The organism is Mycoplasma sp. Z386, assembly GCF_054343375.1.
Window position 1 is genome coordinate 1 of sequence record NZ_JBTGVC010000015.1, and the last position, 16,944, is coordinate 16,944.

Here is a 16,944-nt window from a genome sequence, read left to right on the forward strand (position 1 = left end):
CATTTTAAATGATCTCTTTTTTGTTTTTTTATTTTACTTCAAAGACAATTTCATCTTTAGAAGAGTTTTTCAATTGTTTATTAATAACTTCTGTTCTTGTTGAATCTGAAATAACAATATAAACAATATCAGTTTTTTCAACAGCTGTTTTTAAGTATTCCATATCAACTTCAGCAATTAATTGTCCTTCTTTTACTTCACTTCCTTGTTCAATAAATGAAGTGAAACCTTTTCCAGATAAATTAACTGTGTCAATTCCTATATGAATCAAAATATTAATTCCTTCTTTTGTGGTTAAACCATAAGCGTGTTTTGTTGGGAATACAGTAGTTGCTACACCATCAAATGGTGAATAAATTTTAACTATTTTTTCAGTTGCATCTGGAGAAATAATAATACCATCACCAAGCATTTTTTCTGAAAAAACACCATCGTTTATTTCAGAAATATCTTTAACAGTACCTGAAGTAATATTTTTAAATTTAACAACTTCTTTGTTATCTAAATTCATATTATTATTTGTATCTTGTTGAATTTCGTTTTCTTGTTTTTCTTCGTTGTCTAAAACAAGTTTTTCACCTTTGTGAGAACTAATTTTTGAATTTAATTGTTCAGCAACTGGTCCAAAAATAACTTGAACGTGTTTATCACCGATAAATTTAACACCTTTTGCACCTGCTGCTTTTAATCTTTCTTCATTTACTTTTGTTTTATCAAGAATATCATATCTTAATCTTGAAGCACAGTTATTAAAACTTTCAATATTTTCTCAACCACCAAAAGCAAGAACTATTTCAGTTTCTTGTGCATTTAAAGAAGATTTGGTTGTTTGTTTTGAACTTTTTTGATTTTTGAAATCTGCTTTTGTAAATAATTTAGTATTGCTTCCTCTACCAGGAGTTTCTAAATTCATTTTTTTGATTACAAAGTAGAAAACAAAGTAATAAATTGGAGCATAAGCAATTCCGATTACTGCTCATCATCAGAAGTTAGTTCCTTTTAATACAGGAATTGCTCCGTAAATAATTAAGTCAAGAATTCCACCAGAGAAAGTTTGACCTATATGAGCACCTAAAATGTTCATAAACATAAATGCAAATCCAGCCATTATTGCGTGGAATCCTCAGAACATATAAGGAGCTAAGAATAGGAATGTAAATTCAATTGGTTCTGTAACTCCTGTTACAAATGAAGTAAGTGCTGAAGGAACAACACTACTTAATGCTATTTTTCTGTTTTCTTTTGGAGCTGCCATTACCATTGCTGCAGCTGCAGCAGGTAAAGCAAATTGCATAAATGGATATTTACCTTGTAAGTATCTACCTACTTTAATTCCAAGTTGTTTTTCAAAGAAAGTAAATACAGGAGCAATTTCAGTTTTTCCATTTACATTATAAACAACATTGTTAAATTCTAATGATAAAGCACTATTTGAAATTAGAGAGTCTCCAGCTCATTTAGTTGGGTTTTTAGCCATTAATTTATAAAGTTCTGTTGCTGTAATGTAACTTTTTCAGTTTTCTTGTAATGCATAGTTTGTAGAAGATAAAGGACCACCTTCTTTAAGAGCATCTCCTAAAGAAGAGTACACATCTCCACCAACATTTGTGTATCATAATGGAGCATAAAATGCATGATGCAATCCAAATGGAATTAAAGATCTTTCAATAATTCCAAACACAAGTGATTCAAGACCTACTGGAGCTTTATTTAAAAGTTTACCAAATGCTGTTAGTCCAGCACCTATTCATGGTCAAAAGATCAAGAATAAAAAGGTTAATGGAATCATAGCAACGATTGAAACAATTGGCACAAAACGTTTTCCTCCAAAGAAGGAAATCATTTGTGGTAATTGGATTTTGTAGAATTTATTATATAAATAAGAAATTAAAATACCTACAATTATAGATCCGAAAATGGAAGTTTGTAAAGATAGAATTCCAAAACTACTTTTTACAATTTGTAATGAAGATTCTAAACTTCTACCAGCACCACCAAAAAGAACTACATAACCTTTTAATTCTTTATAAACAATTTCTCCTTGTTTATTAACTTCTACTACAATATTATTAACATTTCCAGCAGTTACTTGACTGCTATTAGATAATGTTTCATAAACTGGTGATATAAAAGGAACTTGTAAAGCTAAAAATACAAAGTATCCTACAATAGCTGAAAAGACAGCTGTTCCTGCATCATTTGTAAAGGAAACTACAAATGCAGCAGCAAATAATAAAGGTAAAGCGTCAAAAATTGGTTGACCTAATTGTTTAATAAAAATCCCAAATACTTTTCCACCACCTGATGATAAATTTTCAATGGTAGCACCTATACCAAGAAATAATCCAGCTATCGCCATAACAGCAATAGGTAGTAAAAAAGCACCTGAAATTTTTGATAAAATCAACTTAGCTTTTGCACTAAAGTTTTTGTCATTAACTACTACTTTATCTTTGCTTTTTGTTTTAAAGAAAAATTTCATTTTATCCTTTCTAAAATTACCTACTATAATAAAGTATAGTTAGGTGATAAAATTATATGTTATATTCTGTAAAATAAATTAAAAAAGATTCAAAAAATAGTTAATTTTTGGAAAATTGTTGATATTTGTTAATCTTTTGGCGTTTTTCTGTGTGTTTTTTATATTTAAAACAAATGGTTCACTCACCTTTAATAACTTCAGGTAAAGAATTTAAAACACTTTCTACAGTACCAAAATAGTGTTTTTCATGCATTTTAGTTATTTCTTTTGATAAAAAAACTTCAATTTCTTGATTAAAAATTGTTTGCAAATCTTTTAATGTAGCAACTAATTTATAAGGTGAAACATAAGCAATATAGTTTCCTTCTGTTAAGGATTTAAACTCTTTTTGTCTTTGATTGCTTTTATCAGCTAAAAAACCAAGAAAAGTAAAATTTCCTTCAAAAGGCGATAAAACAAAAGAAGAAACAAAAGAAGTTGGTCCAGGAATAACTTCTAAAGAAATGTTTAATTCATAGCATTTTTTTATTAAAAAATAACCAGGATCACTTATTTTAGGCATTCCAGCATCGCTAATTAAAGCTATTTTTTTGTTTTCCAAAAAATAATCCATTATTTTATTAGTAATTTCTTTTTCATTAAATTTATGATAAGAAATTAATTTTTTATTTTTTATATTGTAATGATTTAAAAGTTTTAAACTCACTCTTGTATCTTCACATAAAATAATATCAACCATTTCTAAAGTTTCTAAAGCCCTTAGTGTAATATCTTTTAAATTTCCAATAGGAGTACCTACAATAAAAAGTTTATTTTGATTCATTTTTTAAAAACCTTTCTTTTAAACGAACTATAAAATTCATTTTTTGAAGTTCAAAATTAATATAATAATGTTTTTTTTCATTGAAATCATTAATTAACAACATTATGAATTCATAATCTTTGTAACTTAAATTTAAAATTTTTTGTAAATTAATAATAGTTTGTTTTTGAATAAAAGAATGCTTATTTAAAATTAAATTTTTAATAAGTGCAAAAAAAAGAAATCAAAAAACGGAATGATTTTCTTCTTGCCAATTTAAAATTAAAAAACTAAAAAAATCTTTTGTAGTTTTTATTTTATGTAGTTCTGATTCAAAAGAATTAATAAATTTTTCAATTTTATCTTTTGAATTATTTGTTAAACTTAATAATTCATTAATAACATCGTTTTTTGTTAATAATTCATGTTTTGGATTTTTTAAATTTAAAACAAAAGACCTAGATACTATAGTTTTTAAAACAGCTTTAATGTTTTTAGTTGTAAAAATAATAAAAGTATTTTTATTAGGTTCTTCAATAAACTTAAGTAATGAATTTAATGTAGCAATATGTAAATTTTCAACATTTTCAATAACTAAAATATTATTTTCGTTTTTTTCTGCAGAAGTAGTCATTTTTTTAATTACTTCTTTTAAAATATCTTTATCTAAAGGATTTTCCTTTGTAAAATGAAAAAAGTTTTTGTTTATTTTTTCAATGGTTGTGTTTTGTATTTTAGAAATTAAAAATAACAGAATATTTTCTGCTAATTGTTTATTTTGAGAATTTATAATTCATGAATGAAAGGTTTTACCTGTAGAAAAAGAATTTTCAATTATAGTTTTTGCAATATTATCCATTTTTTGATAACTCCAAAATTTTATCTATTTTATTTTTTACTTGCTCAAAAACTGTTTCTACGGATTTTGAAGCATCAATGATTATATAACGTTTTGAATCACTTTTTGCCATTTGATGATATGAATCATAAACTCTTTGAAAAAATTCAAGAGCATTTTTTTCTATTCTATCGTCACAATGATTATTTTGTGAAATCAATCTTTTTCTTGATTCTTCAGGTGATAAATCAAATAAAAAAGTATAGTTTGGATATGTACCATTAATAACTATATCGTTTAATTCTTTAATTTTGTTTGTTCCGATTAATTGTCCAGCACCTTGATATGCAATTGAAGAATCTACATACCGATCGCAAATAACAATTTTATTTTCTTTTAAACTTGGTCAAATTATTTTTTCTAAATGTAATCTTCTGGAAGCAGCAAATAAAACTGCTTCAGACATTGCATCGATGGAGTTGGTTGGATCAAGAATAATCTCTCTTATTTTTTCTGCTTCTTTTAAATTATTTCCACCGGGTTCTCTTGTATAAACAAAAGATAAATTAGAATAATTTTCTTTAAAATATTTTTTTAATTTTTCTAAAATTGTAGATTTTCCACTACCATCTAATCCTTCAAAAGTTATAAACATAATTTTACTCTTTTCTATTGTTTATTGATTCTTTGATTGTTATTATATCCATATAATCTAATGAAGCACCCATTGGGATTCCAAAAGCTATTTGAGAAATAATAATTTTTTTAGTTTTTTCTTTAAGGTTTTTATGAATTAAATTTGTTAATTTTAATCCATCAATTGTTGGAGAAAGAGCAATTATTATTTCTTGAAATTGAGAAGAAAAACTCAATATTTTTTCAATTTCAAGTTGATAATTTTCTTTGTTTTTAATATCGAAAATAAAGTATTTTCCTTTATAAAAATCACTTTGTTCTATTTTTAATAATTCATTGTCACTTTCGATTATTAATAATTTTTTCTCCCTTTTTTCATCTAAACAAATATCGCATTGTTTGTTTTTGGAAATAAAATTGCATGAAATGCATTTATTTAAATTTTGGTTGAGTTGCTTAAAAGAATTTAGTAATTTTTCTAACTCTTCATAATTAAGATTTAGAGTATAGAAAGCTATTTTTTCAGCCTGTTTTTTTGTTATTCCAGGAATTTTTTTTAAATTCTCAACTAACTCATTAAATTCACTTCCTATCATTACATCATTCCATTTGCTGGTGCAATTTCATCATGTTTTTTATTTATTTTTTCAACAAGTTCATTTATTGCTAAAATAATAACATCTTCAAGTGTTTCTTTATCTTCAGGATCAATTAATGCTTCATGCACATTAATTGATTTTAATGTTCTGTCCCCATACATTTCTAATTTTATTCCTTGTTTTTCTAATTCAAAAACTGTAGAGTTTACTTCATTAAGTTTTTTTGTATAACTTTCTTGCATTTTTTTTGCTTGTTTTATCATTTCTTGTATATTCATTTTTACCTCTTTTTTATTTTTTAAATTTATCTCCGAATATGGAAATCATTTTTTCTTCTTCGATTTCTTTTTGAGTTTTATAAACTATTTCTGGTAATTCATTAAAAACATCAGGAAGAGTTTTTAATTCTTGCATTCTTTTTCATTTTTGAGACGCTAAGTCAAATAATTCTTTAGATATTGCAAAGAAATGAATTTCTTCTTCAAAAATTAGTTTATTTAACTCTCTAAAATTAATTTGAGACTTTACACTATTTAAAGCTCAAATTGAATTTTCATTTTCTGGACTAGCAGAAACTAAAATAAATTTATCAGTTGCAGTAATAATTTTAACATCTAATAAGTAATTAATGTATTCTTCATATTGTTTATTGCCAAGAGAAATTAGTTCCAAATTCTTTAGTTGCTCTTTTCTTTTTTGAAGAAAATCTTTTGAATTTGCTTTGGTTTTGAATAAACCAAACAAATTAATTACTTCATCTACAGTTAAAATATCTTCCTCGATAATTCCGATATCTATACTTTCTGTTTTGAGACCTGGTATTGGTTCATCTTCATCGTCTAAAAGGGAAAATGCAGATTTTTTTTCTTTTGTTTCTATTTTTATATTTTCAGTATTTTCTAAAGATAAATCATCATAAACTTTAATTTCATGCTTTTCAGTTTGTATATTTTCTTCATCTTTTTTGTTGTCTAAATTAATTTGATTAGTTTGATATATGTTTTCTTTAGTTTGTGTTAAATAATCTTGACTATTTATGATATTTTCTGTTTCTTGGTATTTTTCATCAATAGTTTCATTATCAAGTAAAATAACTTCTGTACTTTTCTTTAATAAAGTTGTATCGGTTAAGTCTTTATTTAAGTCTTGAGAAAAAATTGAAGTAATTTCTTGAGTTGCTTTATTGTTATTATCTTTAGAAGGATTGTTATTTATTTGAAATATGGAAGTATTTTTATTTTCTATTTCTTCATTTTGTTCTTCTGAAATTTCATCTTGTAAAAAACTTTCTTTAAAAATATTTGAATTTAAATTTTCATTCTTTATTTCTGTTTTTTCTTTTATTAAAGAAGTTCTATTATTAGGATTTTCCTTTATTTCTTTTCCTTCTAAGAATAAATTATCTATTTTGTGTAAATTATTTGTTGTATTTTCTTTATTTATAATATTGACAGAATTGTCAATTTCTAAATTTTTTATTGCCTTTGCAACTTCAGAAATACTTTCAACTTTTATTGTTTCTTTTTGCTCGTTTTTTAAATTTTCATCAGAAGAATTATTATTTAAAAACAGGAGTTTTAATAATAAAATTTCAATAAAAGTTTTGTTATTTTCAATTACATATAAATTTTTTAAAGAATTATTTAATTCAGTAATAATATTAAAAGCATATTTTATATTTATATTAATATTTTCAACTTCTTGCTGTGATAATGTTTCTAAAATATTAACTTTTTTTGTTTTAGAAAAAATTATATAATCTCTCAATACGATTAAAAAATTGTTGATAAATGATGCAAAATCTATACCCTTTTCAAAAAGCGAGTCAGCAATTTCTATAATTTTTTCTACAGAATTACTATTTAAATAATTTAATATTTGAACATAATCACCATTAGAAATAAGAGAGAAAATTTCTTCCACTTTTGTTAAAGTTAAATCATTATTAGAGAACAAAATTGCTTGTTCTAACAATGACAGTGCATCTCTTAAACCGCCATCAGAAAGTTTTGCTATTTTTTCTAAAGCCTTTATTTCAAAAGAAATTTTTTCTTTATTTAAAATTTCTTCTAACTGATTTGTGATTATGTTTAGATTAATTTTAGAAAAATTAAATTTTTGTAATCTTGATAAAACAGTTAAAGGTATTTTTTGTGGGTCTGTTGTAGCTAGAATAAAAATTATATGCTTTGGTGGTTCTTCTAGAGTTTTTAATAGAGCATTAAATGCTGATTTAGAAAGCATATGAACTTCATCGATAATATAAATTTTAAATTTAGAATTAGTTGGTAAATTTTGAATATTTTCTTTTAATTCTCTTATTTCATCAACTCCGTTATTTGATGCTGCATCCATTTCGATAATATCAAAATTTTTGTTTATGTTGCTAATGCAAAAATCACAAGCATCAATATTTTCTCTATGAGCACAATTAACAACAGTTGCAAAAATTTTTGCAACTGTGGTTTTTCCAGTTCCTCTTGGACCTGAAAAAAGATAAGCATGAGAGATTTTATTACTTATGATAATGTTTTCTAATGTTTTAATTATAAAATCTTGACCTTTTACATCACTGAATTTAGTTGGTCTATAAGTTCTATAAAGTGCTTGATAATCTTGTTTTTCCATATAACTATTATTTTAATATAAAATGGTTTAAAACCATAAAATATTATTACTCCTTTTTATTTTTTTATAATCATTCTTTAATTATAAATTTTAATAGAATATTTTAAATAGATTATTATATAATTTAATATATGAAAAAAAGATTAGTAACAGGCGTTCAAGCAACTGGTAAAATAACACTGGGTAATTATATTGGAGCAATTAAAAATACAGTAAAACTTCAAGAAGAATATGAATCTTTTATTTTTATCGCTGATTTACATAGTTTAACGTTGCCGATAGAAAGAAAAGATTTAAAACAATTTAGAGAAGATGTTTTTGCTTTATATTTAGCTTGTGGTTTAGATCCAGAAAAAAGCACAATTTTTTATCAATCTGATGTTGATGCTCATTCAGTTTTGAATTGATTTATTTTAGTAAACACCACTATGGGTGAACTATCAAGAATGACGCAATTTAAAGATAAAAGTAGTAAAATAAAAAATCAAAATGGAACATATTTAATTCCAACAGGGCTTTTTATTTATCCTACTTTAATGGCTTCAGACATCCTTCTTTATAATGCTGATATTGTGCCAGTAGGAATTGATCAAATTCAGCATTTAGAATTAACTAGAAACATTGCTGAAAGATTAAATAAAAGTTATAAAATGAATTTTAAATTACCAGAAGCTTATGTGCAAAAAACGGGTTCAAAAATTATGGGTTTACAGGATCCAACTAAGAAAATGTCCAAGTCTAATACTAATCAAAATGACTCCATTTTTTTATTGGATGATCCAGAAATTGCTTATAAAAAAATAATGAAAGCTGTTACTGATTCTGAAAACAAAGTTTATATTTCAAAAGACAAACCTGGGATATTGAATTTATTAACGATTTATAGTTCTTTGAAAGATATCACTTTAGAAGAAACTGAAACATTATTTAAAGAAAAAAATTATAAAGAATTTAAAGAATCAGTTGCTACTGTAGTTAAAGAATTTTTAACTAATTTACAGGAAAAATACAGAGATTGTAAAAAAGATATAAAAGAATTATCATTAAAAGGAAAAGAAAAAGCTAATTTAGTAGCTTTAAAAACAATTGAAAAATTTAAAGAAAGAATAGGATTATAAAATGAAATTTAATAAAGAATTAAACCATACAACAAGTCACTTATTAGCTGCTGCAGTTATTGAATTATATCCCAATGTTCAATTAGGATTTGGTCCTTCAACTGAAGAAGGTTTTTATTATGATTTTAAATTTGAAAAGCCAATAAGTGATGAAGATTTAAATAAAATTGAAAAGAAAATGAAAAGTTTAGCTTCTGGTGGTTACAAAATGGTAAAGACAAGTGGAGAAAATTATTCTTTTACAGATAAACCGTTTAAAAAAGAATTATATGATGAAATAATTTCTAAAAATCAAGAAGTAACATTTTATTCTTTAATAAATCCTTCTAACAATAAGATTCTTTTTGAAGACCTTTGTTCAGGTGGTCATGAAGATTCAACATCAAAAATTAAACATTTTAAATTACTATCAATAGCTGGTGCATATTGAAGAGGGAAATCAGAAAATGAACAGTTGACAAGAATTTACGGAACTTCTTGAGAAACTAAAGAAGAATTAGATCAATTTTTAGAAATTTTAAAAGAAAGAAAAGAAAGAGATCATAGAAAAATTGGGAAAGAATTAAATATTTTTACTTTTTCACATCTTTCAGGTCAAGGACTTCCTATTTGATTAGAAGATGGAATGAAAATTAGAAACGCAATTAGAGATAGAATTTTATTTTTTGACAAAAAATATGGATTTAAAGAAGTTTTAACTCCACATTTTGGTTCAGAAGAACTTTACAAAACTTCTGGTCATTTAGAACATTATAAAGATGATATGTTTAAACCTATAGAGGTAGAAAATGAAAGATTAATTGCACGTCCTATGACTTGTCCACATCATATTATTTTATTTGATAGACAAAAAAGAAGTTATAAAGAACTACCTATACGTTATTCTGAGCAGTCAAGACTATATAGATATGAAAAATCAGGAGCTTTAACAGGACTTGAAAGAGTAAGAGGTATGGATTTAACTGAAGGTCATATTTTTGCTAGAAAAAGTCAAATTGTAGATGAATTTAAACATTTATATAAAATGATTATTGAAACATTAAATATGTTTAACATTAAATTGGATTATGTTTCTTTTTCTAAAAGAGATCCTGAAAATAAAGAAAAGTTTTTCAATAATGATGAAATGTGAAACCAAGCAGAAAGTGATTTAGAAAAAGTTTTAAAAGAATTAAATATTGATTATGAAGAAAAAATAGGAGAAGCAGCATTTTACGGACCAAAAATTGATTTTCAAGTAAAAACAGTTTTAAATCATGAAATTACTATGTCTACATTACAATTAGATTTTCTACTTCCTGAAAAATTTAAAATAAGTTTTATAAATGAAAATAATGAAAAGGAAACTCCAGTTTTAATTCATAGAGGTTTAATAGGAACATATGAAAGATTTATTTCTATTGTTCTTGAACAAACAAAGGGGAATTTACCATTTTGAGTAAGTCCAAGACAATTTGTTGTAATTCCAATCCAAAATGATAAACACTTAAAATTTGCAGAAAAAATAAAAGAAAAATTACAATTATTAAACTTTAATGTTGATTTAGATGATAGAGACGAAAGAATTAATAAAAAAATAAGAGAAGCACAATTAATGAAGACAAAATACCAAATTATTATCGGGGATAATGAAATTAAAAATAATTTGGTTACTTATAGAAAATACGGTGAAGAAAACTCAACCAGTGAAAATATTGATAATTTCATAATAAAAATGCTTCATAAATTACATTATAAAAAATAATGAGAATTACAAAAGTTCCAAGTTGACTATTTACTATTTTAATAGTTATAATTCCTATTTTAGTTATTTATTTTTTATTTTCTCCTGAAATTCAAAAAAAGGAAATCATTGAATATAAATATTTATGTTTAATAGGACTTTCTTATGTTGTTTTATCTTTTATAATAATAACAATTTTTGTATATCTTAAAGTTTTAAAAATAAATTTTTTTAATTTTAATTTCCCATTAATTTTATCTTTATTTGTCATTTTAATTACTTATCAATTTACTGAATATTGAATTATTTTAAGAATATTTTTAATTATTTTGTGTTCTTTTTCTATAATTCCAATAATGTTAGTAACAGCAATTTTGAATAAAAAAAATACCCAAAAGGCTAATTTTTCTAAAAAATAATAAGGGTATTTTTTTATATTTTAATTTTTGATAATTTAGGTCAAATACCTAATGAAGAACAACCTACTCCAGTATGTATCATAACAGTAGCAGAAGCTATTTCAATATTTCCAATTTCTAATTTTTCTTTATTAAACAAGTTAATAATTTCATTTTTCATTTCTGAATCATTGGCATACATAAATTTAAATTCAAAATTGTCTAAATTATGTTTACCACCTATAAAATCAATTAATTTTTCTAAAACCTTTTCATAAGAACCTTTTAATGTTCTTTTTAATCCACCAAAATTAATTCCTTCTTCATCTACTTTTAGTAAAGGGATTAATTTAAGAGAATTAAGTAAGAGTTTTTTTACTCCTTTTAATCTTCCACCACGAATTAAAGAAGTTAAATCTTTAACAATTAAAAAATTCATACTTTTTTTAGCAACTCATTTTGATATTTCTAAAAGCTTATTTAGTTCAACACCTTCATTAGATTTTTGAACTAAAAATTTTCCCAGTTCTAGTGCTTCATCTGTAAAAAAGTGATTATCTATAATGTGAAATTTGTCTCCATATTGTTTAGATTCAACTAAAACCGTTTGATAAGTAGATGAAAGTTTTGAAGAAGTTAAAAAAACGATAACATTTTCATATTCTTTATTCATTTTTTTAAGTTTTTCTTGTATGGTTGCTAAAGCAGGTAAAGAAGTGGAAGCACTACTAGATTTTTTTACTAATTCTCAAATTTGTAAATTTGTTAATTCTTCTCCGTTATCTATATAATCTTTTCCATCTATTGTAAATTGCAATGGAACCATTTCAAAACCATTATTTTCTATTGTTTGTTTAGAAATACCACCAAATGAATCTAATAAAATACCTAATTTTTTCATAAGTATAATTATATAACTTTTTCCTTTATTTAAAAATATTTAGTTTTAATTCACTAATTTTTAGAAGATTTATTATTTAAATAATTTTCAAGTTGTTCAGGAGTTCCAAGTGATATATAAACATTTTCTCTTAAAGCCATTCAACCTATTTTTTCTTTATTTTCTAGCATTAAATTAAAAATATTAGACATATAAAATTCTTCTTTTATTTTTTTATTATAAATATGCATTTTTATACAATAATCAATAAATTTTTTCCCATTTTTAAAAAAATAAAGACCTGAAATTGCTTGATTAGAAATAACTTCTTTTTCTTTTGTTTCTAAAACTAAATTATTTTTGTGTTTTATGAAAGAAAAACTATTAGATGTAGAATAAAAAGTAGAAACAGCAGCATCGAATTTGTTTTGTAGAGAATATTCTAAAAAATTTTGTGCTTCTTTTTCTAAATAAAAATTATCAACATCAGCGAAAATGACAGGTTTTTTATTATCAATAATTTTTCAAATAGAAAGAGCAGTAGAAGCAGCTCCAGTAGTTGTTTCATCTACAGTAAAAATTTTAATTTTATATTTTTTTTGTAAAGAACTAATTTCTTTTTTATAAATTGAAGTAAATTCTTTTTTCATTACAAGAATAAATGTATTTTGCTTGTCAAAAGATTCGATTGCTAGTTCCAAGAATGTTTTATTTTCTATTTCAATAAAAGGTTTATCTGTTGTATAACCCTTTTCTTTAAACCTTTTTCCGTTTCCCGCCATTAATATTACAATCTGTGCTTTTTGTGTTTTTTTATCTTTCTTTTGCATATTTTCTTAAAAAATCTTCATTAATTTTATCTCATCCTTCAAAGTGGATGGAGCGATCGCATATTGTAATATCACCATTAGGTTTTCCGAAAAAAATTTCATCATATTGAATGTTATGATTCTTTAATCATTCTAAAGTTACTAATCCTATATTTTTCATAACTTTTCCTATATTATGATCTTGAGTTTGCATATTTCTTGCTGTATTAATAACAATTGTGTGTCCTTTTTGTTTCATTTCATCTATAAATTCTTTCGCTCCTGGCAAAGGTCTTACTTCGGAATAAGATTGATTTTCTTTTTTTATTTCACAAATAGTACCATCTAAATCTATAACTATTCTCATTTATCCTCCGATTTTAATAAATCATTGAAAATTTCAATAGATTTTAAATAAAAGATTTTTTGATGAATTTTAGATTCTTTATGTAACGGAATCATAGTTAAGAACAATAAACCTTCAATTAATTTAATTTCATTAAAAGAAATTTGAAATATTTCAGTAATTTTTTTATTAAAATAAAGCAAAATTTCTTTATTTTCTTTGTCAGAAAAAGGAAAATTTTCTTTTAGAATAAAATTATTAGAATTTTCTTGGAAAGAAAAATTATTGTGTACAATTCAGTCATATTTTCCAGAAATACTATGACTTAATTTTGCTAAATCGTATCTTAAATCTCCTATAACATCTCTGTAATAATCAAATCTACCTCTTGGATCTACTAATTTAATTTCTTTTGTTTTTTCATCAAATAAAATGTTACTAAAGAAAAAATCTCCATGAACAATTGAAAGTAACTCTCTATTTATTAATTTCTCTTCAATCAAATTAAAAACTTTTTCTTTAATTTGATTAAAAGGTTTCAATTCTTTATTATTAAAAATTATTTTTTTATTAATATCTACAAATTCTGATTCATTTATTTGATTTATTCTATTATTTGTTTTTTCAATATAAATAAAACGAGATAAAGAATCATCTTTATTTTTATAAGGGTTTAAAAAAGAAGTATCTTTAAATTGTTTTAATACATAAAACAATTTGTCAATTAATTCATAAAAATTATTTATATAAACTTTTTTTTGTAAATAGTTATAAATGTTAGGAAAATCTACAAAATCCATAACTATTGTACTAAAATCGTTTAGTTCTTGATATAAATAAATGTTAGGGATGAATTTTTTTAAATTTTGAGGTAATTTTATAAATCAATAATATTCATCTAATATTTTGTTTTTATCAGCAGAACTTTTATATATCAAGTTATTTTTCTTTTCTATTGAGTTAAAATATCTTGATAAAAATTCTTTATTTATTTTTTCTGTCATTTGTAGATTCCTTTAGATAATGTTCTTTATTTTGGGATTTTTCTTTCTTTAATTTTAAAATATTTTTCTTAGAAAAGATGAAAAATATTTTAATTAAATGTTGTTTAAATAATTCTTTGATACAAAATTTTATTGCTAACTTAAAAAAAGTAAATTGAATTTTAGAGTTTTTTGTAGGTATTTTGTAAGGTATGCTAGGAAGTTGTTCTTTTCTTTCAAACTTATATTTATTTGCTATTTTTCAATTAGGTTCATATGTATCTATATAATATTTTAAAAAAGAAATATATTTTTTGTTAAAAGGCTGTGTAGCAAGATTTAGTAAAGAAAGTTTGGTAACCGCTTTATATCTGGATTTTAAATTATAAAAACCTATTTGTTTAGATTCTAAAGTTATAAAATTTTCATTTACATACTTGTCAAATTCTTCTTTTTTCTTTAAATCATCACCAACAACTTCTTCTAAATTTAAATTAGTATTTTCTTTAAAAACGAACTGAGGTAAATAATTTTCTGGATGCATTTTTACAGGAAGAAAGTCATTTTTCTTATTAAAATAAGCAAATTCATTTAAGTCTTTTATTAACTGAACTGGTTCTCAAAATTTTTTCACATCTGTTGTTAATCCAAAATTTAATCAGTCAGATATATGTAAATAAGCATAATCAATTTTACCATAACTTAAATTATTGTAATCACAACTAAAAAAAGTAGAAGAAATTAATCTTTTTTCAAATATTTTATATTTTTCATCTCTTTTGTGGAAAAAACTTGCAAAATCATTTAGAATATTATCGTTTTTGAAATATAAATCATTTCTAATTCTTAAAACATATTTGGTTTTAACTTCTTTTAAACCATTTTGAGTTGCAACAATAATTCTATTAATATTAATACCATATTTAAATTTAGTTATATAAAAACCACCAGGATCCTTGTTTAAAATAAATTTACTAACTTTAGGATTTTCATCAATTTCATCATTTTCTCAACATGATACCAAAATTGGTGATTTAGGAAAACGTTTTTTTAATGAATTAATGCTTTTTTTAGTATATTTATCATATTTTCCGTTAATTAAAATTGTTACATCTTCTTGATTGATTTTTTGCATTTTAAATATTGAAATAATAGTTATAACCTATTTTTTCAAGAATCCTTTCGTTTTTAATTATATTATTTTTGTTTTCATAAATTATTGTTATTTTGTTGGTAGAACAAATTTTATTTAATGTTTCTAAAGAAATTAAAAAGGAATCATCTTCTATGTTATTTAGTATTTCGTAAGAAATTACTAAAAATTTAGGTTTTATTTCTTTTAATATAGAAAATAACGATAAATTTATTTTTTGAACATAAATTCCCCATCTGTCAAAAGTTAATTCTTTATGTTTGGATGCTTCTTTAAATTTTTTTAAAAACATAGAATAACTTTTAATTCTGATAATTAAATTAGAAGTATTTTTATCTAATTTATTTCAATAATTTAAAAATACATCAGTATATGTATAAATAAAATTATGATTTTTTTCTTCACTTTTTAACTCAATATCTTTTTTGAGAATTTTTTCAGCTATTTTTATTTTTTCTCTAACAAAAAGAAATTTTTTAATTTCGGGGCGAATGTTATCTATTTCTATTTCGCCAATTTTTCTTTTTCCTTTTCTTAATTCTAATTTGTTTGTTGTTATTACATCTTTTTTAAGAATTTCTTTAAATTCTTCAATAGCCTTATCGTATTTTTCTAATTCTTCTGTATATTCTAAAAAATAAGGATGTTCAAGTTCAATAGTTTTATTAACATTTTTAGATTTTCATAGTGAGAAGTTAATCATTTTTTTTATTTTTCCTGAACTTGAATTTTGCTGAGTTTTATTATCAATAATAACAACAGATTGTTCTGAAAAGAAAAAATTATTTTTTAATTTTGAAAATAACTTATATAGTTTATATTTTATTTTGTTTATTTTTCTTTTATTATTGGAATTAAAAGCTAGAATTAATATTCCTTCTTCTAAAAACAGTTGTTTTATTTTAAAATAAAGTAAAAAATTATTATACACAAGTTCTTCTAAAATGTTTTTGGAAATAGATTCATTTATAAATCATGTACTTAAAGAAAAATTGAAAAATAAGGAAAATCTTTTATTAGTTTTAAAATTTTTGATTTTCATAATTTTAATTTTTTTTACAATTTTTTGTAAAAATTTAATATTTATTTTGCTATATCTATTTCTATAGATAAATATATATTTTCCACCTTCGTTTGAAAAAATAAATTTATATTTTTTATTTGTTTCTTTCTTGTTTTCTTTATCAATTACATTTAAATCTAATTCTTTATTAGATCAAGTTTTCATATTTTCAATAAACTTGCTACGATCTTTTGCATCAATTAAAAGTATAAAATCGTTTAATTTGACTCAATTTCCTGTATAAATATTTAATTTATTTTTGAAAACTTCTAAAACACTATCTTTGAATTTAGAATCTATTACTCTTATTCTTTCGTTTTCTTCATCAAAACTCAAAGGAATGATAATGGAACTATTTTTTAAAATATGTTTTTCATTTTTGGAATAAACAAAAAATAAAATTCCTGATGCTGCTATGCATAACAAAATAATAATAACTACTAAAATAATACCTAAATGATCTAATTGAAAATTATTTTTATTCAT

16 protein-coding genes are annotated in these 16,944 nt (G+C 23.1%); 3 read left to right on the forward strand and 13 right to left on the reverse strand.

Translation table 4 applies throughout. From position 1 onward, the window contains the following. Positions 1-28: 28 nt before the first annotated feature. The 7 genes from ACXX85_RS02585 to dnaX all read right to left on the reverse strand — a co-directional run bounded on the left by ACXX85_RS02585 (position 29) and on the right by dnaX (position 7,985). Entirely contained in the window at positions 29-2,482 is a 2,454-nt protein-coding gene (locus ACXX85_RS02585) for a glucose PTS transporter subunit IIA (protein ID WP_458560561.1), read from the reverse strand. Positions 2,483-2,582: 100 nt separating this feature from the next. Further along, the gene (rsmI, locus tag ACXX85_RS02590) at positions 2,583-3,305 is read right to left on the reverse strand and encodes a 16S rRNA (cytidine(1402)-2'-O)-methyltransferase (protein ID WP_458559551.1); all 723 of its coding nucleotides are present in this window, start codon (positions 3,303-3,305) and stop codon (positions 2,583-2,585) included. Beyond that, positions 3,292-4,143 carry a hypothetical protein gene (locus ACXX85_RS02595; RefSeq protein ID WP_458560562.1) on the reverse strand — a complete coding sequence of 284 codons (852 nt, stop codon included), beginning with the start codon at positions 4,141-4,143 and terminating at the stop codon, positions 3,292-3,294. The genes rsmI and ACXX85_RS02595 overlap by 14 nt, the downstream gene beginning before the upstream one ends. Next, positions 4,136-4,777 (reverse strand): dTMP kinase, encoded by a 642-nt coding sequence (gene tmk, locus ACXX85_RS02600; protein ID WP_436359012.1) that lies wholly within the window; start codon positions 4,775-4,777, stop codon positions 4,136-4,138. The genes ACXX85_RS02595 and tmk overlap by 8 nt, the downstream gene beginning before the upstream one ends. Positions 4,778-4,781: 4 nt before the next feature. Further along, a complete protein-coding gene (locus ACXX85_RS02605) occupies positions 4,782-5,354 on the reverse strand; it encodes a toprim domain-containing protein (protein WP_436359014.1) in 573 nt (190 codons plus the stop codon). Then, complete coding sequence (locus ACXX85_RS02610) at positions 5,354-5,635, reverse strand: YbaB/EbfC family nucleoid-associated protein (RefSeq protein WP_458559553.1); 282 nt, start codon at positions 5,633-5,635, stop codon at positions 5,354-5,356. The genes ACXX85_RS02605 and ACXX85_RS02610 overlap by 1 nt, the downstream gene beginning before the upstream one ends. A gap of 13 nt (positions 5,636-5,648) precedes the next feature. Further along, positions 5,649-7,985: a DNA polymerase III subunit gamma/tau gene (dnaX, locus tag ACXX85_RS02615; protein ID WP_458560563.1), complete on the reverse strand. Its 2,337-nt coding sequence runs from the start codon at positions 7,983-7,985 to the stop codon at positions 5,649-5,651. A 131-nt stretch (positions 7,986-8,116) separates the two neighbouring features. On the opposite strand from dnaX, the gene trpS reads away from it, so the two are divergent. Genes trpS through ACXX85_RS02630 form a run of 3 tightly spaced genes read left to right on the forward strand, consistent with a single transcriptional unit; the run spans position 8,117 to position 11,245 of the window. Further along, on the forward strand, positions 8,117-9,103 hold the full coding sequence (gene trpS, locus ACXX85_RS02620; protein WP_436359017.1) for a tryptophan--tRNA ligase: 987 nt from the start codon (positions 8,117-8,119) through the stop codon (positions 9,101-9,103). Between the two features lies 1 nt (position 9,104). Beyond that, positions 9,105-10,847, forward strand: a complete 1,743-nt coding sequence (gene thrS / locus ACXX85_RS02625; RefSeq protein WP_458559555.1) for a threonine--tRNA ligase — start codon at positions 9,105-9,107, stop codon at positions 10,845-10,847. After that, positions 10,847-11,245, forward strand: a complete 399-nt coding sequence (locus tag ACXX85_RS02630; protein WP_458559556.1) for an MAG3450 family membrane protein — start codon at positions 10,847-10,849, stop codon at positions 11,243-11,245. Before thrS ends, ACXX85_RS02630 begins: the two co-directional genes overlap by 1 nt. 13 nt (positions 11,246-11,258) lie before the next feature. On the opposite strand, the gene ACXX85_RS02635 is transcribed toward ACXX85_RS02630, so the two are convergent. The 6 genes from ACXX85_RS02635 to ACXX85_RS02660 are packed head-to-tail and all read right to left on the reverse strand — an operon-like array spanning position 11,259 to position 16,944. Continuing rightward, a complete protein-coding gene (locus tag ACXX85_RS02635) occupies positions 11,259-12,125 on the reverse strand; it encodes a DegV family protein (RefSeq protein WP_458559557.1) in 867 nt (288 codons plus the stop codon). A 53-nt stretch (positions 12,126-12,178) separates the two neighbouring features. After that, positions 12,179-12,934 carry a sugar phosphate nucleotidyltransferase gene (locus tag ACXX85_RS02640; RefSeq protein WP_458559504.1) on the reverse strand — a complete coding sequence of 252 codons (756 nt, stop codon included), beginning with the start codon at positions 12,932-12,934 and terminating at the stop codon, positions 12,179-12,181. Next, positions 12,918-13,280, reverse strand: a complete 363-nt coding sequence (locus ACXX85_RS02645; protein WP_458559503.1) for an HAD hydrolase family protein — start codon at positions 13,278-13,280, stop codon at positions 12,918-12,920. Before ACXX85_RS02645 ends, ACXX85_RS02640 begins: the two co-directional genes overlap by 17 nt. Then, positions 13,271-14,263 (reverse strand): hypothetical protein, encoded by a 993-nt coding sequence (locus ACXX85_RS02650; RefSeq protein WP_458559502.1) that lies wholly within the window; start codon positions 14,261-14,263, stop codon positions 13,271-13,273. The genes ACXX85_RS02645 and ACXX85_RS02650 overlap by 10 nt, the downstream gene beginning before the upstream one ends. Further along, positions 14,244-15,377 carry a WavE lipopolysaccharide synthesis family protein gene (locus tag ACXX85_RS02655; protein ID WP_458560564.1) on the reverse strand — a complete coding sequence of 378 codons (1,134 nt, stop codon included), beginning with the start codon at positions 15,375-15,377 and terminating at the stop codon, positions 14,244-14,246. Before ACXX85_RS02655 ends, ACXX85_RS02650 begins: the two co-directional genes overlap by 20 nt. Before the next feature lies 1 nt (position 15,378). Continuing rightward, complete coding sequence (locus ACXX85_RS02660) at positions 15,379-16,944, reverse strand: MHO_4530 family protein (RefSeq protein ID WP_458560565.1); 1,566 nt, start codon at positions 16,942-16,944, stop codon at positions 15,379-15,381.